We start from the raw sequence: 21,944 nt of genomic DNA, 5'->3' as shown, positions 1-21,944 counted from the left end.
GGACAAACGCTACGTCAATGAATGAATCGCCCGAGCATGGCATTGCCGTCCTTGGGGTCGGGGTCGCCGACGATTCCTTTGCCGTAGATGATCGGGGTGCGAATGAAGCCTCCGACGATGAGATCGCCCATGGGCAAAAGTGCGAGCGTGCTGAGCGTGTTGGAGTTGTCGATGACGGCGGCTGGATCGCTGTGCAACGTTCGTGATGCGACGTGTGTGAGCGGTTCGACGCCGAGTTTGGCGAGGAAAGGATCGGCGCCGCTGTCGACCAGCATCGAGTTCCCGCCGAAGTCGAGCAGTCCCGTAAAGGCGCCTGCGATGACGAGTTGATTGGCTGTCTTGTCGAAGGCGAGTCGGGCTTCGGCAACGGTCCCAGCGCTCGCTCCGGGCGCGGCATTGCCTCCGTAGACGAAGCTTTCTGTGAACGTTCCGGCCGTGTCGAAGCGGGCCAAGAACAAGCCTTTCGACAATGGTTCGTTCGTGAAGTGCTTCTGTCCGTCGAAGTTGATGCCTTCGACAAACCCGCCAGAAACCCACACCTGATCCGCTGGCGTGATGGTGATGTCGTAACCCTCCTGCAGGCTGGTCACTCCCGTGGATGAGCCGTAGCCCACGCCCCACTGAGGAATCAGCGTGGGCGAGAATGCTGCGACGTAGGCATCGCGTCCCCCCGTCGATGCCAGCGAGGAGCCGCCGAAGCCGACGGCGTCCTCGAAGCCGCCGGTGATGTACACGCGGTCGGTGCTGTCGAGCGCCATGCCGCGCACGCTTTCGGTGAGCATTCCGCCGAACGTGCGTGATGCCGAGTGAAACCCTGATCCGTCGAAGCGAGCGACGAACACGTCGGGGCCGTTGCCAATGGCCGTGTGCGTTCCTCCGGCACCTGGAGCGAATTGGAGGGTGCCCGAGAATTCACCAGCGACGACGATGAGGTTTGTCTTGGTGATCTCGATGTGCCGAATGAATTGCGTGGCCGCATCGCCGAAGTTTTTGGCCCACACGACGTTGCCGTCCGGATCGAGCTTGGCGAGAAAGGCGTCATTCGAGCCGGCTGACGTCAGGAAAATGCCGTCGAAATCAGCGGATCCAACCAGCGATCCGCCCACGTAGATCGAGCCCATGCTGTCGATGCCGACAGCGAACGCCGATTGTGCCGAAGCGTCGCCATATCGCTTGGCCCATATCGCGTTCCCCAGGTGGTCGAATTTCGCGATGAAGATGTCGGACGAACCCGTACTGGCCATGGGGCCCGTACCGAAGTCCAGCGTGTCCGCGAAGGATCCAACGGCGATGATGTCTCCGGTGCTCGTGACGGCGACGTCATGAACGGTTTGGAGCGTGCCGAATGGACCGACGACCTTGATCCACCCATCCGCCAAGGTTTGGCATTCGGCGGGATCGTTGCCGTTGCACGCTTCGTCCTCGGGCGTGAGGCAATTTTCGGCCTGCGGGACGACCTCGCCGCCGCATTCACTGTACCCAGCTCCAGACGGCAAACAGACGCGTGTGCCGCCTTTGCAGATGCCGACTTCGAGGGTTGGTGCGGGGCCCGTGTAACAAGGTTCTTGCGAATCGGGAACGCACACCATGGCGCCCCCTCCATCGCCTCCGCCTCCGCTGCCGCCTCCGCCGCCGGAACCTCCTGTACCGCCCGTTGGAAAGACGCGTTCCTCGGGGGTGCAAGACGCTAGGCCAAGCGCGAAGATGGAGATTGCAGCAATCGACCAAGACAAACTACACACAAGCGAACGTTTCATCCCAAAATGATGCCACGGATCGGCGATGTGCGGAGCAGGCTACAGGCGCGCCGTCAGGGAAGCAGGCGCATGAGCAGCGCTTGAATGTCGTCCGTACCCGCGGGCGTATCCAATACGCCGCCGCCAAAGTCGGCCGGACCTTGATGTCCACCGCTGACGAAGACATCACCCATGGGCGAAACGGCAACGCCGAAGAAGGCATCGAGCGCGGGGCCGCCGAGGTGCGTGGACGAGATGTGCTTGCCGTCCCAACCAATCTTGGCGACGAACCCATCGACGACGTTGGCTACGAGCGGGCCGCCGCCGAAATCAAGCGTTCCGTCGTAAAAACCAACGGCGACGATCGATTGAGACGACGGATCCGACGTCATCATCTGCCGCGCGAAAAACGACATCGCGTTGCCCGTGTTCATTGCCCATCGATGCGATCCATCCGGACCGAGCGACATGAGAAACACGCCACGTGCTTGTGATGGTGACATGAGCGTCGTGCCGTCGCTGAGCATCATGGAGCCCACGAGATCACCCATGACGAACACATCGTCCGTTGCCGAAGTCGCAACGGTGCCACCGCGCTGAAACTCGGCGTCGCCCCACGTGCGTACCCAATCCTCGTTGAGATCCGGTGCGAGCTTGAGCAGGAATGCATCGCTGCTACCCGCACTGGCGTACGCACCGAGTTGCCCGAAATCGGTGATGTCTTCGAAGGCCCCCGTGATGAAAATCGCGCCCTTCGAATCGACCGCGATGTCCATCAATTCCTCGGTGCCCATCCCGCCGTACTTCTTCGCTGCGACGTCGAAGCCCGACGAATCGAGCTTGAGGACGAACATGTCGGTACCTTGGGCCGTGGGAAGCTCCATGCCCATGAGCTGGATGAAGCCGCTGTAGTTTCCCGCGACGATCACTTGGTTTGCCGGCGTGATCGCGATGCTCTTGCCGCGTTGCGAGGACTGGTCGCCGAAGTGCCTGGCCCACATGAACGTGCCGCTCGGATCGAACTTGGCGACGAATGCATCGTCTCCGCCGTTGCTCGTGATGGGGTTGCCGTCGCCGAAGTCGATGGCCCCCGACATCTCCCCGACGATGTAGATCGCGCCGCTTGCATCGAGGGCGAGATCGGTTGCGGTTTGATACGACGAATCGCCGAATCGCTTGCTCCAGATGTGTTCGCCGAGCGCACTGACGCGAAAGAGAAAAATGTCGTCGCCGCCCGTGCTGGCTATGGGTCCGCCGCCGAAATCGATGACGTCGCGGAAGTAGCCCGTGCCGATCACATCGCCCGTCGTCGGATCGACAGCGATGCTCGTGATGACTTCTTCGCCCAAGCCGCCGTAACTCTTGCTCCAGACGTGTCCCAGCGAAGGGCACTCGACAGGGTTTGGCCCGTCGCAACCCTCGTCCTCCACCGTCGTGCAAATCTCGGTCGTGGGTACGACTTCACCTTCACACGGGCCGTAGCCGCTTCCGTCTTCGAGGCATGTGTGCGTGCCTTGCTTGCACACACCAACGTCTTCCGTACCTGGCGTGCCGGTGTAACAAGCTGCGGTCGTGAGAGGTTCGCAGACTTGGCCCGTGCCGCCCGTGCCGCCCGAGCCTCCTTGGCCGTTCGGGAATTCCCGCGCGACCGGAGCACAAGCTCCCACGGATGATGCAGCGAACCCCAACGATGCGAGCAGCAGAGCGCTCGTACGAGCCCAATTTCCAAGCGATCGAAGTTTCATGATGCTTCGCGAGCATCGCACAAGACACTTTGCGCGCGCAGCCGTCTTCGCTACGGGGTGCGCATGTCCGAAGAAACCTTCCCCGTAAAAATCGAGCGCCGAGGGGCCGTCGGCGTCCTCGTCATCGATCGAGCCGATCGTCGCAACGCGCTCAGCCGCGAGACGCTGTATGCGCTTGGTCGCCTAGGCAAGGAGCTCGTGAACGATCCCGCCATTCGCGCCATCATCCTGACCGGTGCGGGTGACAAGGCGTTCTGTGCGGGCGCGGATCTGAAAGAGCGTCAAGGCATGAGCTCCGACGAGGTCCGCAAGCAGGTTGGTCTTTACCGAACCGAGCTCGCCGTCCTCGACCACAGTCCCAAGCCTGTCATCGCTGCGATCAACGGCGTTGCGTTTGGTGGTGGTCTCGAGCTGGCGCTCATTTGCGACATGCGCGTTGCCGCTCCGCACGCCGAGCTGGCGCTCCCCGAAACGACGCTCGGCATCATTCCGGGTGCCGGCGGGACGCAGCGCTTGCCGCGGATCGTGGGCGAAGCGAGAGCCAAGCAAATGATCCTGCTCGGTCGTCGATTCGGCGCGGCGGAAGCTTTGTCCTGGGGCCTCATCAACCGTATCTCGCCGCTCGACACGCCCGTCCTCGAAGACACCATCGCGTGGATCGAACCCGTCGCCAATGGCGCTCCGATTGCACAACGCGCAGCGCTCGAGGCGATCGACGCGTCGTTCGACGTGGCGCTCGAACGCGGCCTCGAGCTCGAACGCGTCTACTACGACGAAACGCTGCGCAGCGAAGACCGCCTCGAAGCACTCCGAGCGTTCGCCGAAAAGCGCCGCCCCGTCTTCAAGGGGATCTGAGCTCAGGTCCCGTCCGTTGGATCTCGAAGCATTTGTATTTTGCTCTCGAGACGTTTGGAAATCCAAACCTTGTTCTTCGCGTCCACGACGACGGCGCCGCAATCGTCGAGCTCTTCGCATATGGCCAGGCCCTTTTCCGGGCCGAGGATGAAGATGGCATCGTCGATGCCGTCGGCCGTGAAGGCATCCTTCGCCCAGACGGTCACGCTGCGGCTCGCGCGTGCAGGGTAGCCCGATCGAGGGTCGATGATGTGATGCCACCGTTTGCCATCCTTGATGAAGGATCGTTCGTAATCGCCGGCCGTGGAAAAGGCGTGATCGGTCACGTCGATCATCGCGAAGTAATCGCTCGGCCCGGACCCTCGAGGGTCACGCACGCCAACGCGGTAGGCGGATCCATCGGGCTTCTTGCCGCGTACATAGAGATCTCCGCCCGCTTGAATATAGTACGAGGTCAAACCTTCGGCAGAGAGCACCTTCGAGGCAGCGTCGACGCCGTAGCCTTTGGCGATGCCGCCGAGGCTGATGCGCATGCCCTGTTTTTCTAAAAAAACCGTGCGTTTGTCTTTGTCGGTGAGGATCTTTCGGTAGTCGATGAGGGCGCGGCCTTTGTCGATCGCATCTTGCGACGGGACTTCTTCGACCTTGTTTTCGTCGAAACGCCAGAGATCACGCATCGCTTCGAACGAGATGTCGAAGACGCCTTCGGATCGTTTGGCGACGGACAAACTGCGGTCGATGACTTCGAATGTTTCAGGTGAAACGGTTACGGGCTGCTTGCCGGCCGCTTGATTCACCTTCGAGATCTCGCTGTCGTCTCGCCAGGTGGTCATGAGGTTTTCGAGGCGTCGGATTTCGGCGAGAGCTTTTTCGAGCTTCGATCGCAGGGTGCGTTCGTCCAGCGTGCGCGTCGTGTACGTGGTCATCACGACGTGCGTGCCCATGGCTTTGTCTTCGAGCGTCACCTTTTTGGGCTCGAAAGGAGGTGGACGCGCGGCTTCCGATGATGCGCGAGGGGCGGGTTCGGGTTCGGGAGGAGTTTGTTTGTCGCAGGTCACGAGGGCCGAGGTGCACGCTGCTGCGAAGAGGAAAAGTCGCTTCACTTCTGCTCCGATGCTTGCCTGTCGGGCAGAGAGCTTAGCGAATCACCCGGCGGCTGCGTTGCGTCGCGACACGTTGCTGAGGTCGTCGAGCATGCCCGTGCCGCCTTCGATGGGGATGGAGCGGGCGAGGGCGACGCGTTCCAGGACCAACGCGAGGCCGAGGGGGTTGTTGACGGTGGGCAGGAGGTAGGACGAGCCGTCCCAAAGATCGAGGGTGATGTCGCCACGCAGGATGGGGTTGTCGGTGTTCGTTCCGTCGGCCGTGGGCAAACGCATGCGGTCGATTTGTGCCCAGGTCCATCGCCTGACGCGCGGGATGCCGAACGAGAGCAGCTCACGAAGCTCCACGCCTTCCGGACGAATCACGACGCCGCGCATTTGGTCACGCAGCATGCCGGCCAAAGCGCTGCAAAACAGGATGATTGCGCAGACGCTCGCAGGCACGAGGCGATGTCGGTCTTCTTCGACGACGTAGCGGAAGAGCGTCGAGTTGGTCGGGGCATTTTGGCCGTAAACGATGAGGCCCACGATGCCGAGTGCGAAGACGAAATAGGCGAACCACGGAAGCCGTTCTTTCAGCGGTGGGCCGAAAGACACGGTGGCCTCCGGGCGGTAGGACATGTCGAAACCGGGGGGACGGGAAGCTCGCGCCATAGGTGAGCAGTGTACACGATCACCCGCATGCGCCTTGGGTACAGCCGTTATTCCGGGGGGCTCCCGCAGCGCGCGTCGAAATCTTGGCTCGACTTCAAACTACTGACACTCGGAAGCTTTCGTCGGATTTGCGCGGAAGAATTCGAGGCACCAGGGGCTCAATTTGTCCGTGTAGTCGGAGCAGGGGATTTGGTCGGGGGCGGAGCCTGATCGATCTGCCGCGAGGCCTTCTTTACAGGTGGCACAACACTTTGCGCGCAGGTCTTCGTTCGTGGCGGGTTTCTCGTCGGCCTCGGCGGGTTTTGCCGCGGGTTCATCGGCGGCCATGTCCGGCCCGGCCATGTCTTTGTCTGCGTCGGGCACTTCCGACTGCTTGGGTTTGCCGCAAGCGAATGCGAGAAGGGCGAGAGCGACGAAGGGGACGGCCAGCGAGCGGGACAGGTTCTTCATGGACGGCATTTCATCGGAACGTGCAGTCCAACGCAAGCATCGGTTTTTCGCTGGTCGTTCGAGCAAACCGGTTGGCTGTGTCATGCTCGGCCCCCATGCACGTGCACTTCGTAGGTGTTGCCGGGACGGGAATGGGCGCGCTTGCCGGGCTTTTCAAGGCAAGTGGGCACGTCGTGTCCGGTTCGGATGTCGCGTTTTACCCTCCCATGGGCCCCGCTTTGGAGCGCTGGGGCATTCGTCTCATGGAGGGCTTCGATCCGAAGCACCTCGTGCCGAGGCCCGATCTCGTCATCGTCGGAAACGTTTGTCGTCCAACGAATCCGGAGGCGCGGGCAGCCATCGATGGAGGCATTGCGACGAAGAGCATGCCGCAGGCGCTTGCCGATCACTTGCTCGCGCATCGCTCGCCGCTCGTCGTGGCAGGGACGCATGGGAAGACGACGACGAGCGCTCTTGCGGCGTGGCTTTTGCACGAAGCAGGGCGGGATCCAGGGTTTCTGATTGGTGGGCTGCCGAAAAATTTCGATCAGAGTTTTCGATTGCCTGGAGAAGCGGCGCGTCCAGGGCGCCTGCCGCTCGTGACGACCGATGGTTTGTCCAAGCGGAACACTCCGTTCGTCGTGGAGGGGGACGAGTACGACACGGCGTTTTTCGAGAAAACACCGAAGTTTTGGCATTACCGTCCTGAGGTGGGGATCGTGACGTCGATCGAGCACGATCACGTGGACATCTACCCGGACGAACCATCGTACATCGCGGCGTTTCGTGGGTTTGTCGAGCGGATTCCGGAGAGTGGTCTCATCGTCGCATCGGCTGCGGACAAGCGGGTGGTGGAGGTGGTAGAGAGCGCGGCGCGTGCGGAAGTGGCCTACTTTGCGCTCGAAGGTGACGACACGCATGGAGTGCCGCCGCATTGGCTCGCGGCGCCGGCGGAGGTGTCGGAGGAGGGGCAATCGTTCGACGTGTACGCAGGGGGCGTCTATGCGGGACGGGCCGCGATGGCGATTCCGGGGCGGCACAACGTGCGCAACGCGCTTGCGGCGGTGGCTGCAGCGGCGCAGGGATACGGCGCGAAGTTGTCCACGTTGTTTGGAGCGCTCGCGACGTTCAAGGGGATACGGCGTAGGCAGGATTTGCTCTACGAAGTGCGCGGAGTTCGCGTCTACGACGACTTTGCGCATCATCCGACGGCAGTGGACGAAACGCTGCGTGCGATGCGCGCGAAGCATCCCCAAGGCACGATGTGGGCTGTTTTCGAGCCGCGAAGCGCGACGGCGTGTCGAGCGCTTCATCAGCACGACTACGCGCGGGCGTTTGGAGCTGCGGATCGTGTGGTGTTCGCGCCGCTTGGTCGCAGCGAGATCGCGCCATCGGAACGTCTCGATTTGCAGGCGCTCGTGGCGACGCTTTCGGCGGCTGGCACGAAAGCGACGGCGGCTTCGTCGGTGGAGGCGATCATTGATTTGATCGCCAAGGAAGCGACGTCTGGGGACACCGTGGTGCTCATGTCGAACGGAGCGTTCGGGGGCATCTACGACAAGCTTCGGACGGCGCTCGAGAAATGACCCGGCTCCGGTTTGTCCCCGGGGGTATGGGGGGCAGAGCAGTCGGCTCGTCTTTTGGGCGAAGCCCAAAAGACTTATAGAGCCGCCTGCGAGCCCCCCATCGTGACTGACCTCGCGTAGCGCGCGTCCCACGCGCGCGAAGCGAGCTCTCAACTCCAGGCCTGGCTCCAACCAAGCTCCGATTGACCCGCGGGCCCACTCCGTTAGAATGGGCCTGTTCCCTCTGCTGGTCTCTGTGAGGTGATTGAATATTGAATCCCGAGTAAGCATTGAACCAGGGGCCCACCAGTTGTCGTGGTGTGCAAGCCCGGCATAGCGACCGGGAAGCCTAAAACGGCACATCGGGCACCCACCTAGCGCAAGCTAGGGGTTCAGTTCAATCGGCCCACGTTTCTGGCGGTAGGAACGCTTTTCGAGCCCGGCACACGTCGGGCTCTTTTTTTCGCCGTGGGACGGGTAGATTTTTTTCCGCTTGCCCGGTCATTCCGGTAGCTTCCCCCTTCCCATGGAGACGTACGACTCGTTGGTTTCCAAGGCTCGAGAGCCTGGTTCGCGCCGTTTTGGCGCTGTTCTTCGCCACGTCGGGATCGCACTCGCGATCGCCCTGGTGCCCGGTGTGGCGTTCGCCGTCACGGCCAAGGGCAAACTAAGTGGCGCCGAAAAACTTTTGAACCCCGTTTGGTCCGAAGCAAAGGATCCCAACGCCCACCGATACACGTTTCGCGAACCTTCGCCCACGGTGCGTCCCGACGTACGCACGCTGCGCGGGCACCTGCCCAAAGAGCTTGCGATCGTGGTGCTCGGTGAAAAAGGCACGGCGCAAAAAGTGCCCGTTTCAGTGACCATTGCCGGAGGACGGACGACGCCGGTCACCATCGTCGTTCCCGAAGGGCAAGTCATTCAGTTCGAAAACAAAGATCCATTCCCGCACAAAATTTACGATACCGGCAACAAAGGCCTCGCACCGGTCGAATTGGGCACGACGAAGAGCCGCTCGTGGACGCCGCCGGGGCCCGGGAAATATGAAATTCGTGACGAGCTTTCGCCAAGCATTCGATCGTGGGTCGTCGTCGAACCTCGGGCGATGGCGTCGACATATCCGGATCGCAAAGGCGAATTCGCCATCGATCTCGAGCCCGGAACGCATAAATTGCGAGCGTATTACAATGGCGAGCCCGTGGGGCAGGAGCTCGAAGTGGCGATTACCCCATTCCCTGCCGAGCAGCCGCTGAGAGCGCCGCTCGTCGTCAGTGACGGAAAGTGATCGAGGCGGAGGCGAGTCGATGATTCTGTCGCGTTTTTGGTATCTCGCTCTGGCCATTACGCTGGGCGTTGCGGTATTCACGTTGGTGCTCGCGGCTCAGATGTACAATCGGGCCGGTGTTCGCGCCATGAGCGAATCTCTGGCGGCCGATTCGAGCGCCGTGGGATGGTACTTGAAGGATGACGCGCGTAATCGATCCAGCGCGCTGATCCCCATTGCACTGTCGCCCGATCTGCGCGCGCAGCTCCAAAAAACAACGCCCGAAGCGAAAATCCCCCGTGACGCTCGCGATGCGGCCAACAAGGCGCTCGCGAAACTCGCCAATGAAGTGCCCACGGACCTGCAATTCGATGCCCTCTGGGCCGTCGATGGCAATGGTCGCGTGATCGCCGCCGTGGGCATCATCCATTCCGAGGATTGGGAGCTTGGCGGTTATCCCCTCGTGGCCGACGCCCTTCACGGCTGGATTCGTGACGACGGCTGGATTTGGAAAGGCCGCATTCTTCGCGTCGTCGCGCGTCCGGTCGAAGCCGAAGTGAATGGCGAACCGGTGGGCGCGGTCATCGGCGCCAAATACGTCGACGACAAGTTTGCTCAGAACGTTTCAAAACGCACCGGTGCAGCCGTTGGATTCTATGCCGACGGCGCGCGCGTCGCATCCTGGGGGCCCGAAGGGTTCGACAAGGCAAACCTCGACCTCATTACGCAAGACCTGAAGCAGCTCGACAACAACAAAGATTATCAGGAGAAGGGCCGCAGCGAGCCGCGTGTCATCGGTGCCCATTTGGGCGTCGTGTACGCGCGTATGCCCGGCGAAAGCTGGGACCTCAATGCGGGATATGCCGTCGGTCGCCTCGCGGTCGCCGTCGAATCCCCCATGGACTTTTTGAACAAAGCGGACGACATCGACAAGAAAAAGGTCCCCACGCCCATCATCATTGGCGTCGTCTTCTTGCTCGCAGCGGCGGGCATCGTGTTCACCGTATTCGAGCACACGAAACCGATGTCGACGTTCGGCAAAGAAGCCATTCGTTTGGCCAAAGGCGAAGTCGACATTCTGGCGCCAAGCAAATTCCGCGGAGCGTACAAGAAAATCGCGTCCGATATCAACGACGGTATCGACAAGATCGCCGCCAAAGGCGGTGCTCCGCGCCGTGCTGCAGACCTCGAACAAGTGCTCGGGCCCATTCCTGCGGCCCCGACCATGAGCGCTTTTGCCGTTCCTGGCTCGACGGAAACGTCATCGAATGCCATCCCGGTGCCCGCGGGCGTCGGGCCCAAGCCATTGCCTCAGCCCAAAGCGCTGCCGAAGCCCAAGGCCAAGCCTGGGGAAGAGGCCGAAGCGCCGGCTGCTGCCGATGCAGGTGGGGCGCCGAGTGCGCGCAAGCCTCCGCCGCCGCTGCCGAAGTCGAATGCGGCCGAAGCGGCTCCCGAAGCTGCGGCTGCCGTGGTCGACGAAGAGACCGAATGGAAGGGCGTATTCGAGCAATTCCTGGCCACGAAAGAGCAATGCGGCGAACCGACGGCAGGAATGACATTCGAGAAATTCAAGACGACGCTGCAGCGTAACAAAGATGCCCTCGTGCAGCGCGGAGCTACGGGCGTCAAATTCACGGTGTACGTCAAGGAAGGCAAAGCGGCGCTCAAAGCGACGCCGGCCAATAAGTCGTAATTGGGTGAAGGTGCAGAACATGGGTGCAAAGCGGATCGTAATTGGCGCGGCCGTGGCATCGCTCGGCCTTGGATTTGCGAATTCGGCGTTCGCTTCTTCGGGCCTCGATTCTCCCGATAGCGGTGTCATCCAAGTCGGTCGCGGAGCGACGTACGTGGCCCGCGCCGACGATCCGCTCGCCACGGTGTTCAATCCGGCAGGGCTCGCCCATCAAAAATCCGGGGTGTTCATCGGGGCGCACTTGATGTTCTCGAACCGCTGCTTTTCGCGGCGTAATCCCGACGGCAGCCCCGTATCGCCAGGCGCATCCCTCCCGGGCCCCGGTGCTCCGGGAGGTCCGGAAGACCCCGTTTGCGCCGACATGACGCCGTTTCCGAACCCTCAAATCGCCGCAAACTTCCGCATTTCCGATCGGTTCGCCGTCGGCATTGCGGTGCTGGGCCCGCACGGGGTCGGCAACGTCTCGTGGCCAGAATCCGTTTCGTATACCAATCAGCTCGGTCTCTCCACGACCCAGCCGGCGCCCAATCGATTCATGCTCGTCGAGCAGGAATCGCTGCTCATCAATCCGACGGTGAGCGTGAGTTACGCCATCAAAGATTGGCTCAGCATTGGCGCCGGATTCATTTGGGGTGTCGCATCGGTCAAATTCGTAAACTTCAGCGAATCCACGTCGCAAGTGGCCAATGACGACTTTGCAGGCAATCAAGAAGTGCGAGCTTCGTTGTCGGCCGTCGACGGATTCATTCCCGGTTTCGTCGTAGGTGTCCTCGCATCACCGCACAAGCGGCTCGATTTGGGCGCGCAAGTGCGCTGGCAAGATGCCGTATCGGCACGGTCCACGGTGCAGCTCGAATCGCTCTATTGGAAATCGGGCGGCACGAAAAACGACGCGCCATGCGCGGGCGTTGCCGCGGATTGCAACATCACCAATCGCGACGATGCTGGCTCCGTCAAGCTCAACGTGCCTTTCACGGCAAGGTTTGGCTTTCGATACCATAGTCCGCAAAAACAAGGCTCGCTCGTCCCGAAAGTCGGGCGCAAGGTTCGAGATACCCTCGTCGATGATCGTTTCGACGTCGAGCTCGATTTCACGTACGCGCACAACAGCGTCGTGGACAACATGGAAGTCCGCTTCGAGCCCGGCATTCGCGTGAATGGCACGCCCGGTTACGTGCCTGAAAACGCCGACATTCCGCATAAATGGAAAAACGTATTCGGCGCGCGACTCGGCGGTGATTACGTCTTCATTCCGGGGTTCTTGGCGGCGCGCGCGGGTGCATGGTTCGAGACCAACGGGCAAGATCCCGAATACCTCAATACCGATTTTCACTTGGGCTACCGCGTGGGCGTCAATGCTGGAGCCACCGTGCGCCTTGGGCGATTCGACGTGTCGCTTGCCTATCAGCACACGTTTTTCGAAACATTCGACAATGGTGGCAATGGGAAGCTCAAAGGTTTGTCCGGTGATGCCACGACGGGGTATCGCACGGTGCACAACATCAACGGCGGAAAATTGACGTCGAGCCTCGATGAAGTGGCGCTCGGCGCAACGTTCCGGTTTTAGCGTTCTTCGACCACGTTCGTCCTGCGCGTTTGCTCGTGCGATTCTGCTAGGGTGAAGGCGTCATGAGTCTTTCCGACGCCGACGAATCCCGCGTGGCCATCGCGTTCGACCAGTACCTCGCGGCGCTCGATGCCGGCCAAAGGGACGTGCTCGATGCGGCGGCGATGGATCGCACGCGATACGACGTTCGTGTCTATCGGATGCTGCGCGCGAGCATGAGCCACATCGAAGCCATCGACGAACACGACGAAGGCACGTTCGTCACGTGGTCGGTGCGCGCTGCCGATGGGACGGTCGTGGCGCGGTTTTCCGCGATCGTTTCTCTGCGCGACGATCGCGTCACCATCGATCGCCTCGTGTCGCGGGACATCGACGAGCAAGCCCTTTCTGCGGCCGCTGAAATCGTGGTGTCCGGTCCCATCGCTTCACTTCCGCGGTCGAGTCAATACTGGGTGCGTCGTTGGGAAGGACGTCCATCGATTGCGCCGTCGGCAGCGCCTCCACCGATGTCCGGGCGCGACACTTCCAAGAGCTGACACGGTTGCCTCTTGCCCCCGCGTGTCCAAGCAGGACACCATGGCTCCGCGATGGAGGAGCTATATCGCAGCAGTCACCTCATCGTGACGCGTGAAGACAACGGACGGCTGGTCCGTGCGCGTCGCACGTCGGCGCCGTTCGGTTCTGCTGCGGATATGTACGCCGTTCAAGCGCAGTTTCTGCGCGTCGTGCCGGTGCGTGATCGATTCTGTGTGTCCGTCTTGGTCGACGTGCGTGAAGCGCCGATGCTCGCGAACGACGCGCTCGAGATCGAAGCGGTCAAGGTCATCGATTCGATGGCCTCCGACTTCGAACGCTCCGCGCTCCTCGTGCGTACCGCCGTCGGAGCGCTCCAAGTGCGCCGGATCGCCCGGACAAACCCGTTCCGTCTCGAGCTCTTCGAGGACGAAGCCGCGGCGCTCGCGTACCTTGCGGGCAGTGGTCCTCCGCCCGGGAGCGTCGTGGGTGGCCGCCGCAGCAGTCTTCCTCCGCCCCCAGGCCGCAATCGGTAGCGCTCGGATGCACGCTCGGTGCGGCTCGTATCGACGCCGGCTGGTGGCTTCGCTATGACGAGCATCAGCATGACCGACACAAGCGTTCGCAACGTCATCATCATTGGTTCTGGCCCCGCGGGCCTGACGGCTTCCATCTACGCAGCTCGCGCGAACTTGAAGCCGCTTTGCATCGAGGGGTTCAACGCCGGCGGGCTGATTCCCGGCGGCCAGCTCATGTTCACGACGGACGTCGAGAACTACCCGGGCTTCCCGCACAAGGTCACGGGCCAGGAGCTCATGCAGCGTTTCCGTGACCAGGCCGAGCACCAAGGCACCGAGATCGTCACGGCTGACGTGACCAAGGTCGACTTCTCGCAGCGTCCGTTCAAGGTCTGGGTCGAGGACACGATGTACCTCGCGAAGACCGTCATCATTGCGACGGGGGCGCGCGCGAACTACCTGGGTTTGCCCTCGGAAGAAGCGCTGAAAAACAAGGGCGTCAGCGCATGTGCCGTGTGCGACGGAGCGCTGTATCGAGGCCGAGACGTCGCGGTCGTGGGTGGTGGAGACACGGCGATGGAGGAAGCGAGTTACCTCGCGGGCTTGTGTTCCTCGGTGACGCTCGTGCATCGGCGTGACGAGTTCCGTGCGTCGAAGGCGATGGTCGCGCGCGTCGTGGAGAACCCGAAAATCAAGATTCTCTACAGCCATGTCGTCGACGAAGTGCTCGACGTGAAAGAGGATCAGGTCACGGGCATGGTCGTGCGGAGCCTGAAGACGGGCGAGAAGACGGCGGTGCCCATCGCGGCATTTTTCGTGGCGATTGGTCACACGCCGATGACCGAGCTTTTCCTTGGGCAGCTCGAGGTGCATCCGAACGGGTACTTGAAGACGGTGCCGGGTTCGACGCGGACGAGCGTTCCGGGCGTGTTTGCTGCGGGTGACGTGCAGGATTGGACGTACAGGCAAGCGGTCACGGCCGCGGGGACGGGGTGCATGGCGGCGCTCGATGCCGAACGATTCATGCAGCAGGAAGGCGCGCACTGAAGTAGGGTTAGGCTTGGACAAACGCCCGTCATGAGCGACGCTCCTCTTTCGCCAGCGGAAGCCCGTCACGAGCTTTTCGAGCTTGCGGCATCGGTGCGAGCGCTCGTGGATTGGTACGACATGACGGGCGTGACGGGCGTGCCGCGTGGCGTGGTCGTCGAGCACGAGCATGCGCCCGCGCCGCTGCGGGCGCCGGTGCCTGCGCAAGCGTATGCGCCGACCGCGCCGGTTTCGCGGGACGCACCCCAGCCCCCGCAGCGTTCCGCGGCAAACTCGTTTGAGCACCAAGCGCCACACGCGCAGCCCGTGCGGCCACCGCCGACTTCGTTTGAGCAGCAACGATATCCCGTGCAAGCAGCGCCGGCGCAGCCGGTCGTGCGAGCGCCCGTGGTACGCGCCGATGCGGCGACGCCGACGGAGCGCATGGGGCGCTTGTCGGTGCTTGCGGCCGAAGTTCAGGGGTGTCGGCGATGTCGATTGGCCGAGGCGCGGACGCAGACGGTGTTTTCGCGAGGCGATCCGTTTGCGGAGCTATGTTTCGTGGGTGAAGGGCCTGGCGCCGAGGAAGATCGGTTGGGCGAGCCGTTCGTGGGGGCGGCCGGGCAACTGCTCGACAAGATGATTGCGGCGATGGGGTATCGACGTGACGAGGTGTACGTCTGCAACATCGTGAAGTGTCGTCCGCCGGACAATCGCAAGCCTGCGCCGGACGAGATGGAGGCGTGTAAGGCGCATTTGGTGCAGCAGCTCGATTTGTGCCGGCCCAAATACATCGTGGCGCTCGGTGCGACGGCGATTCAGGGGCTGCTCGGGACGACGGAGGGCATCATGAGGCTTCGGGGCAAGTGGAAGCTTTATCGAGGGATCCCGGTGATGCCGACGTTTCACCCGGCGTATTTGTTGCGACAGCCGACGGCGAAAAGGGAAGTATGGATGGACTTGCAAGAGGTGATGGCGCGTCTCGGCAAGAAGCCACCGGGGAAGACGACGGGCTGAAGCGCGATTCGCGGTTCATTTACGCATTACGCGCGATTGGGGTATTGATTGCGCTGTCGCCATTTTGGGCGACCGTGGCGGCGCGCGTCTCATCGCCGGGCGCAAGCGAATTGATTTATGCAATTTTTTCGCCGGTTTGTCACAACAGACCTGCGCGGACGCTGGAGCTATTCGGCGTATTGATGCCGTTATGCAGCCGGTGTCTTGGTATTTTTATTGGGTTTGGCACGGCAGGGGTATTTCCGTATCCGCGGTGGGGCATTCGCGCGAGTTTGGGATACGGGTTTGTCGCGAGCGTCGTGATGGTGGCGGATGTGATCATGCAGGATTTGGGCATGCATCCGATATGGCATTCCGTGCGCATATTGACGGGCATCTTATGGGGGCACGTGTGTGGACTTGGGGTATTGGCGGTGGGGAGGTGGGGGGACCAAACCAGGAAGCGATCTGCATCGAAGAGGTATTTGCCTTGACCGTCTCATGAATTTCGATACATGAGAAGCGTGACGAAAGACCGCGAAGCAACGAAAACTCGTCGCAAGAAAACATCTTTGCGCCAACGCACCCAGGCCCCATCAGAGGCTACAACGCAACGGGCGCAATCACTGGATCGGTCCAAACCTGCTAAGAAAGGGCGTATGCGTGCTGCTCCAGGCGCAGTATCAACGCAGGACTTGTACACGGGCATGTCTGGCCAGTTCTTCGCAATGAGCAAGTTCTTGTGGCGCGGATACAATGTTGCCGTTCCTGCAATCGACGTTGGTGAAGATGTTTTCGTCGTTGAAGCGACGACTGAAAAAGGTCGAGGAATGTTGCGTCGCGTTCAGGTGAAAACCGCGGGTCGCGGCAAAATCGAGAACGGAAACAAGATAGTCCAATTCAATCTTTCACGCATTCAGCTCAATACGGCTCCCAGCCACGGCGAGCTCTACTACATGTTCATAACTCGTTGGGATGACATGAACCCGGCAATAGACTGGCGGTTCGTCCTGATTTCACGAGTGCAACTTAATGACATTCGAGCCCAAATGACCGCAAGCGGTGGGCCTGGCAGGAGGCCCAAGGAGGACGGTGAAAGTCAAGATCAGATCACGATCAGGGTCAAATTCTCCGAACAGGACGCACTTGCTTGGGGGCAATCACTCAAAGACTATATGGATCGTTGGTCCGCAGAGTGGGACATTGGCAGTCCGATGCAAGGATTGATTGCAAACAGCAACGCAATCAAGCAACCTTCGGCTCCGGCACCAATTGAGCAATCTCCTGCTCCGAACGCGGATCTCGAAACGAAACAATAAATTTTTTCGTGAGTTGTCCCGCACTCAGCCCTGTTAGTAGCGACACGACTTGCTTGTCGAAGCGGTTGATACTTTCTGAAAGCTTTTCTCGCGTGTCGTGCGAAATATAGACATGTCGGGTCGAAATACGCACGTCCGGAAATGCGTTACGAATCCGTACCTGACTCTCGGGATCAAGTCCGAAGGACGTCCCATCGACCGATTGCGACGTGTAAATGACGATAGGTCTTGCGGTCGAGCGGTTCACGCTGGCTGCGCGGGTTGCTCTCGTTGGGGGTGGCGTTCTGCGTGTGGGTGAGCTTGTCATGTGCGAACTCCTGAGCAAAATAAGCTTACACCAGCGCACCTAGGGCGCGCAAGCATCGGATTCTCTTTCTGACTGAGGGATTGGTAGCAAGCGCGGACGAAATTCTTCTCGCTGCTCGCTCACTTCCCCAGCACCACCGCTCGCCCCGCAACCGGCGATTCCGCCAATAACACCAGCGTTTCAATCTTCTTCTTGTCGCTCTTGTCGTCCACGACCTTCAGCGTGCCCGCCAAGTTGTACGCCATTTCCCAGCCAATCGAATCATCCGCCGAGAAAAACGCATACGACGAATCACACCCCGCAAGGTCTTTCTTGATCGTATCCGCCGTATTCGACAAATCCGGCCCGGCCAAACCTTTGCGCTGCCGCTTCGCCGTGGCCCCTTTGATTGGCCACACCGCCGTCGACAAATCCTTCAGCACGCTCACCGTCACCGAACACCCCGGCGGCGACGACACCTTGCTCGGAGGCACCACCATCAGCTCCTTCGGCACGTCATCGCGACCATCCGTCTTCAGCAGCACCTTCGTCGCGCCCGCCTTCCCAAGCTCGTCCACCAGCGCCGCCACGTACGGCGTCGCCGCACGCTTTTCCGCCACCACCGTCACCGGCTCGTCCGCCTTGATCGGAAACTCCTTGATCACCGCCGCCATCTTCTCGCGCCAGTTCTCCGCCTTCACGTCGATGCGCGTGATCCCCAAGTACGGACCCAGCGAGTCCACGATGAGCGCCGGCACCTTGGTCGGCTTCGGCGGAGGCGCTGGCGCCTTCGCGACCGATGCACTCGGCGCCGCGCTTGCCGCAGGCTTGCTGGAGGAATTGCCTTCGTCACAGCCGGTCGCGGCGAGTGCAAACACGAGGACACAAGGGGCGAGGGAGTCGAGCCGAGAGACGAACATGCCGCGCAGTGTACCCAATCGGCCGCCGATCGAGAAAAGAATGGCACTCGTCGCTTGCAGTTCGGCCTGTCGCTTGCGATCGTGCGCCCATGACCTCGCCCCTCGTCGCGCGTTTCCAGGCTCGAAAACACGAACATCGCCTCGCCGTCGTGGATGATCACACCGAACGATCCTTCGGTGAATTGTGGGATAGTGCACTCCGAACGCGCACGGCATTGTTGGGTGGCCAACCATCTCTTGATGGTCAAGTCGTGGCGCTTTTCGTTTCGCCTGGCGTGGTGTGGCTCGAGGCGTTTTTGGGAATCCTGCTTGCAGGTGGAATCGCGCTGCCGCTATCGCCGCTTTATCCGGCGCTCGAGCTTGCGTGGTTTGGCGAGGACGCACGGGCAGGGGCGGTGATCGTATCGGACGATTTGCGTGAGCGAGCGGCGTTGTTATGCGAAGGTCGACGCGTCGTACGAGCGGAATCATTGCGAGAACATGCGTCGGTGGACGAGGTTTCTCCGCGGGAGGCCGATGACGTGGCGCTGTTATTGTACACGAGCGGCACGACGGGCAAACCGAAGGGGGCGATGATTACGCATGCGAATGTCGCAGTGCAGGCGGAATTGCTTGGCGAGGCGTGGAAGTGGGAAGCGACGGACCTTTTGCTGCATGCGTTGCCGCTGCATCATTTGCATGGGCTTGGCATATCGCTGATGACTTCGTTTTTGTCGGGCGGAGCGACGCGAATGCTGTCGAAATTCGATGCGCGCCGCGTATGGGACGAGTTTGCAAGCGAAAAACCGCCGACGACGTGGATGGCCGTGCCGACGATGTATCAAAAATTGTTCGAGGCATTCGATGCAGCGGACGAAAACACGCGTGAAAGGTGGGCCGCGGGGGCGCGGAAGTTGCGTCTTGCGACGAGCGGTTCGGCGGCATTGCCGGTGACGTTGGCTGAGCGATGGCGATCGATCACGGGCTCGGTGCCGCTCGAAAGGTTTGGCATGACCGAAATTGGCGTGGGCGCATCGAATCCGATCGATAAAGCGGGGCGGCGTCCGGGTTCCGTAGGCTTACCATTGCGAACGGTGGAGAGCCGCATCGTGGATGAATCGGGGCGCGATTTGGAGACGGGTCCAGGGGAATTGTGGATTCGTGGGCCGAGCGTTTTCAAGGGGTATTTGGGTCGCGAACAAGCCACGCGCGAAGCGTTTGCCGAGGGAGGGTGGTTTCGCACGGGCGACGTGGCCGAGCGATCAGCGGATGGATATGTGCGTTTGCTTGGACGAACGAGCGTCGATATTTTGAAAAGTGGTGGCTACAAACTTATCGGCGCTCGAAATTGAAGAAGCATTGCGGGAAAACCCGGCGGTGGCGGAGGTTGCCGTCGTGGGTTTGCCGGATGAAACGTGGGGGGAGCGCGTGGTGGCGGTGGTCGTGGCAGCGCCTGGGCGCGCGCACGAATGCGAGGCGGATGTATTGCGTGCGTGGGCGAAGGAGCGTTTGGCCCCGTACAAGGTTCCGCGGGAGGTGCGGGTGGTGGAAAGTTTGCCGCGGAACGCACTGGGAAAGGTGATGAAGCCGGAGGTGGTGAGGGGGCTCTGCGGGAACAAGTCTTTGTGAGTGCAAGGGTGTTGAGATTCTGCTACAAAACCAGAATTGAGCTCAAGCAGATGAAGAAGCGAACACGCCAAAAGGAAGATGTGACACTCGTCCGCGATCGTCGTGGTCGAGTGTGGACGGTGGCAGTGATGCCCCTCGAGCAAAATGACGACCTTGATCCTTGGCTCAACTTGACTCCGGCTCAAAGAATCGAACTTATTGGCGAATGCGTGCTCGATGGGCTGCGCGTAAAGGGTCAAAGTGACGTTCCCCGACTTCGAAGAGTTTATCGCGTTGTTGAACGCGCATCGAGTGCGGTATCTGATCGTCGGCGGGTACGCGGTCGGGTTCCACGCGCGGCCTAGAGCGACGAAGGATATTGATGTTCTTGTCGATATGACCGTAGCAAACGCTCGACGTACGCGGGCTGCGCTCCTCGATTTTTTGGGCAGCGATGCGCCGAACATCACAGAAGAAAAGTTGATGAATCCACGTACGCTCATTGTGCTGGGCGTCGAGCCTTTTCGTATTGACGTGTTGACTACGATTGATGGTTTGTCGTCATTCTCGGCAGCATGGAAGCGCAGAGCGAAAGGTTCGTACGGTAAGGTTCCAGCCAACTACATTGCTCTTGATGATCTCATTGCGGCCAAAAAGGCTTCCGGAAGACCGCAAGATCTTGCCGACGTTGACGTGTTGCAACGGGCAACGAGACGAGCCCGAGGATAAAGCCTCACGAGTCCCCAAATTCCGCCTCGAGTTCCTCCATCACCTCGTCGAACGGCAGACCTCGACCGGCATCGAGCGACTCCATAGCCTGACGGATCCCCTCTACTTCCTCTGCGCTTGGCTCGTCAGGTTGATCCCACTCGATGATCAACGAGTCCATGCCCGAAACCTAGCGTGTTCTACACACATAAGCAAGATGTGGATTTCAAGAAAAAACTTGCTTGGCTTTGAATTTCGCCTCGCTTCAAGGCACGCTTTTCACCGCCCCTCGAGCCACCCATGCTTCTGCAGCATCCTTCCTACCGCGCGAAATGCATCCGCCCGGCCAAACTGCAAAACATGCCCCCCGTGAAACGTCTCCAGCGGCGCATTGAAATGTTTTGCGAGCCGCTGCGCATGATCCATCGGCGTAATCCGATCCCCACTCGCGCCTACCACGATCAGCTTCTCCGGCGAAATGCGACTCGCTCGCGCAAGCGGACTCGTCACCTTCAGCGCCGCCTCGAGCGCATCATGCTGCTTCGCCTGCTCTTCGGGCGTGCCCACGAGTAACCCCATCGTGCGAGCGACATCGGCAATCGATGCACACGGGATGATCGGCGCCGCAAAGTCCACCTTGTCGTCAATCGTCGCCAGCAACCCCGACGCATATCCCCCAAGGCTCATCCCCATCACCCCGACCGCGCCGCACCCTCGTTCACGCAATTCCGCCGCGAGCGTCCGCACGTCGAGCATGATCTGCCGAAACCCTTCCACCGTGATCCGTGGATCCCCCGAAGGAAACATGTACGGCCCGCGTTTGGCTCGTACCGCGTGAAATGGCAGCACCATCAGCGCCACATCCATGCCGCGATCGTAAAGCCACTGCACCGGCCAAATTCGTTCTTCCAAGGCAAACTGCCCACAACGGTAACCGTGCAATAAAATGACCGCCGGCCGAGGCGTCGTGTGCAAAAACAGCCGCGCCGCCGCTATCCGGTTCTGCTCGTGCGACAGATATTCTTCGCACACGTCCCCACACCACGGCTCGAATTCGCTCCGCCACGTCGCATCCAGCACCACCCCGGGCTCCGCGCCTCCCATTGAACGTACTCGACTCAGCGAAATGGGAACCGATTTCGGCTCTGGAAAAAATAATTCGGGCTTCGCGATGAATTCAGGTTGATCGTACGTTGCCGTTATTTCGGCAAGAAACTCGAGGCGCGCTTCATGCGGCATTTTTTCGGGATCCGCGAAACCTCCGCCCCGTTCACTGCGTGCAATCATCGCCGCTCCGACCGTCGCGTCGAACCGAGATGCTGCAGAAGTGAGAATGCGGCGTAACACCAAATCAACTCTCCGTTCGGGACGAACCCCCTTGCGTCATTTTGATATCGACGCTCGTTCAAATAGCAAGAAAGGGGCCGCGCCCAGGTGGCGCGACCCCTCGTTCAGACGGC

General features: G+C 60.9%; 20 protein-coding genes, 1 other RNA gene and 1 pseudogene. 14 read left to right on the top strand and 8 right to left on the bottom strand.

Features of this window, described 5'->3' with window-relative positions; translation table 11 throughout:
* Positions 1–14: 14 nt before the first annotated feature.
* Positions 15–1,757, bottom strand: a complete 1,743-nt coding sequence (locus IPM54_14870) for a hypothetical protein (GenBank protein ID MBK9261075.1) — start codon at positions 1,755–1,757, stop codon at positions 15–17.
* A 53-nt stretch (positions 1,758–1,810) separates the two neighbouring features.
* Positions 1,811–3,481 carry a hypothetical protein gene (locus IPM54_14865; protein ID MBK9261074.1) on the bottom strand — a complete coding sequence of 557 codons (1,671 nt, stop codon included), beginning with the start codon at positions 3,479–3,481 and terminating at the stop codon, positions 1,811–1,813.
* 63 nt (positions 3,482–3,544) lie between these two features.
* Between IPM54_14865 and IPM54_14860 the strand changes: the two genes are divergently transcribed.
* Positions 3,545–4,336, top strand: coding sequence for an enoyl-CoA hydratase/isomerase family protein (locus tag IPM54_14860; GenBank protein MBK9261073.1), 792 nt, complete (start codon positions 3,545–3,547; stop codon positions 4,334–4,336).
* Positions 4,337–4,338: 2 nt separating this feature from the next.
* On the opposite strand, the gene IPM54_14855 is transcribed toward IPM54_14860, so the two are convergent.
* The 3 genes from IPM54_14855 to IPM54_14845 form a co-directional block, all read right to left on the bottom strand.
* A complete protein-coding gene (locus IPM54_14855; GenBank protein ID MBK9261072.1) occupies positions 4,339–5,280 on the bottom strand; it encodes an FAD:protein FMN transferase in 942 nt (313 codons plus the stop codon).
* Between the two features lie 201 nt (positions 5,281–5,481).
* Complete coding sequence (locus tag IPM54_14850) at positions 5,482–6,093, bottom strand: hypothetical protein (GenBank protein ID MBK9261071.1); 612 nt, start codon at positions 6,091–6,093, stop codon at positions 5,482–5,484.
* Positions 6,094–6,192: 99 nt separating this feature from the next.
* The gene (locus tag IPM54_14845) at positions 6,193–6,543 is read right to left on the bottom strand and encodes a hypothetical protein (GenBank protein MBK9261070.1); all 351 of its coding nucleotides are present in this window, start codon (positions 6,541–6,543) and stop codon (positions 6,193–6,195) included.
* A 95-nt stretch (positions 6,544–6,638) separates the two neighbouring features.
* Here IPM54_14845 and IPM54_14840 point away from each other — a divergent pair, with 95 nt between their 5' ends.
* The 11 genes from IPM54_14840 (at position 6,639) to IPM54_14790 (ending at position 16,983) form a co-directional block, all read left to right on the top strand.
* Positions 6,639–8,108: a UDP-N-acetylmuramate:L-alanyl-gamma-D-glutamyl-meso-diaminopimelate ligase gene (locus IPM54_14840; protein ID MBK9261069.1), complete on the top strand. Its 1,470-nt coding sequence runs from the start codon at positions 6,639–6,641 to the stop codon at positions 8,106–8,108.
* A 217-nt stretch (positions 8,109–8,325) separates the two neighbouring features.
* A non-coding RNA gene (gene ssrS, locus IPM54_14835) (6S RNA) lies at positions 8,326–8,515 on the top strand.
* A gap of 98 nt (positions 8,516–8,613) precedes the next feature.
* Positions 8,614–9,372: a hypothetical protein gene (locus IPM54_14830; protein MBK9261068.1), complete on the top strand. Its 759-nt coding sequence runs from the start codon at positions 8,614–8,616 to the stop codon at positions 9,370–9,372.
* 19 nt (positions 9,373–9,391) lie between these two features.
* The gene (locus IPM54_14825; protein ID MBK9261067.1) at positions 9,392–11,044 is read left to right on the top strand and encodes a hypothetical protein; all 1,653 of its coding nucleotides are present in this window, start codon (positions 9,392–9,394) and stop codon (positions 11,042–11,044) included.
* 19 nt (positions 11,045–11,063) lie between these two features.
* Positions 11,064–12,611 (top strand): outer membrane protein transport protein, encoded by a 1,548-nt coding sequence (locus IPM54_14820; protein ID MBK9261066.1) that lies wholly within the window; start codon positions 11,064–11,066, stop codon positions 12,609–12,611.
* Between the two features lie 62 nt (positions 12,612–12,673).
* Positions 12,674–13,147: a hypothetical protein gene (locus tag IPM54_14815; protein MBK9261065.1), complete on the top strand. Its 474-nt coding sequence runs from the start codon at positions 12,674–12,676 to the stop codon at positions 13,145–13,147.
* A 51-nt stretch (positions 13,148–13,198) separates the two neighbouring features.
* Complete coding sequence (locus IPM54_14810) at positions 13,199–13,660, top strand: hypothetical protein (GenBank protein MBK9261064.1); 462 nt, start codon at positions 13,199–13,201, stop codon at positions 13,658–13,660.
* A 69-nt stretch (positions 13,661–13,729) separates the two neighbouring features.
* Positions 13,730–14,689, top strand: coding sequence for a thioredoxin-disulfide reductase (trxB, locus tag IPM54_14805; protein MBK9261063.1), 960 nt, complete (start codon positions 13,730–13,732; stop codon positions 14,687–14,689).
* 423 nt (positions 14,690–15,112) lie between these two features.
* Positions 15,113–15,685 carry a uracil-DNA glycosylase gene (locus IPM54_14800; protein ID MBK9261062.1) on the top strand — a complete coding sequence of 191 codons (573 nt, stop codon included), beginning with the start codon at positions 15,113–15,115 and terminating at the stop codon, positions 15,683–15,685.
* Positions 15,619–16,158, top strand: coding sequence for a DUF2085 domain-containing protein (locus IPM54_14795; protein MBK9261061.1), 540 nt, complete (start codon positions 15,619–15,621; stop codon positions 16,156–16,158). The genes IPM54_14800 and IPM54_14795 overlap by 67 nt, the downstream gene beginning before the upstream one ends.
* A 30-nt stretch (positions 16,159–16,188) precedes the next feature.
* Positions 16,189–16,983 (top strand): hypothetical protein, encoded by a 795-nt coding sequence (locus tag IPM54_14790; GenBank protein ID MBK9261060.1) that lies wholly within the window; start codon positions 16,189–16,191, stop codon positions 16,981–16,983.
* Between the two features lie 426 nt (positions 16,984–17,409).
* On the opposite strand, the gene IPM54_14785 is transcribed toward IPM54_14790, so the two are convergent.
* Positions 17,410–18,189: a biopolymer transporter ExbD gene (locus tag IPM54_14785; GenBank protein ID MBK9261059.1), complete on the bottom strand. Its 780-nt coding sequence runs from the start codon at positions 18,187–18,189 to the stop codon at positions 17,410–17,412.
* 89 nt (positions 18,190–18,278) lie between these two features.
* Here IPM54_14785 and IPM54_14780 point away from each other — a divergent pair.
* Together IPM54_14780 and IPM54_14775 are read left to right on the top strand one after the other, a co-directional pair.
* Positions 18,279–19,797 (top strand): annotated as a pseudogene (locus tag IPM54_14780) (AMP-binding protein).
* 276 nt (positions 19,798–20,073) lie between these two features.
* Positions 20,074–20,505, top strand: coding sequence for a hypothetical protein (locus tag IPM54_14775; protein MBK9261058.1), 432 nt, complete (start codon positions 20,074–20,076; stop codon positions 20,503–20,505).
* A gap of 4 nt (positions 20,506–20,509) precedes the next feature.
* Here IPM54_14775 and IPM54_14770 read toward each other — a convergent pair whose 3' ends face one another.
* A complete protein-coding gene (locus tag IPM54_14770) occupies positions 20,510–20,665 on the bottom strand; it encodes a hypothetical protein (GenBank protein ID MBK9261057.1) in 156 nt (51 codons plus the stop codon).
* A 98-nt stretch (positions 20,666–20,763) separates the two neighbouring features.
* Positions 20,764–21,831, bottom strand: a complete 1,068-nt coding sequence (locus tag IPM54_14765; protein ID MBK9261056.1) for a hypothetical protein — start codon at positions 21,829–21,831, stop codon at positions 20,764–20,766.
* Between the last annotated feature and the right edge of the window lie 113 nt (positions 21,832–21,944).

The organism is Polyangiaceae bacterium, assembly GCA_016715885.1.
GTDB lineage: Bacteria > Myxococcota_A > Polyangia > Polyangiales > Polyangiaceae > Polyangium.
Note: the sequence above shows the minus strand (reverse complement) of the source record. Positions and strands in the feature narration are given on the sequence as shown.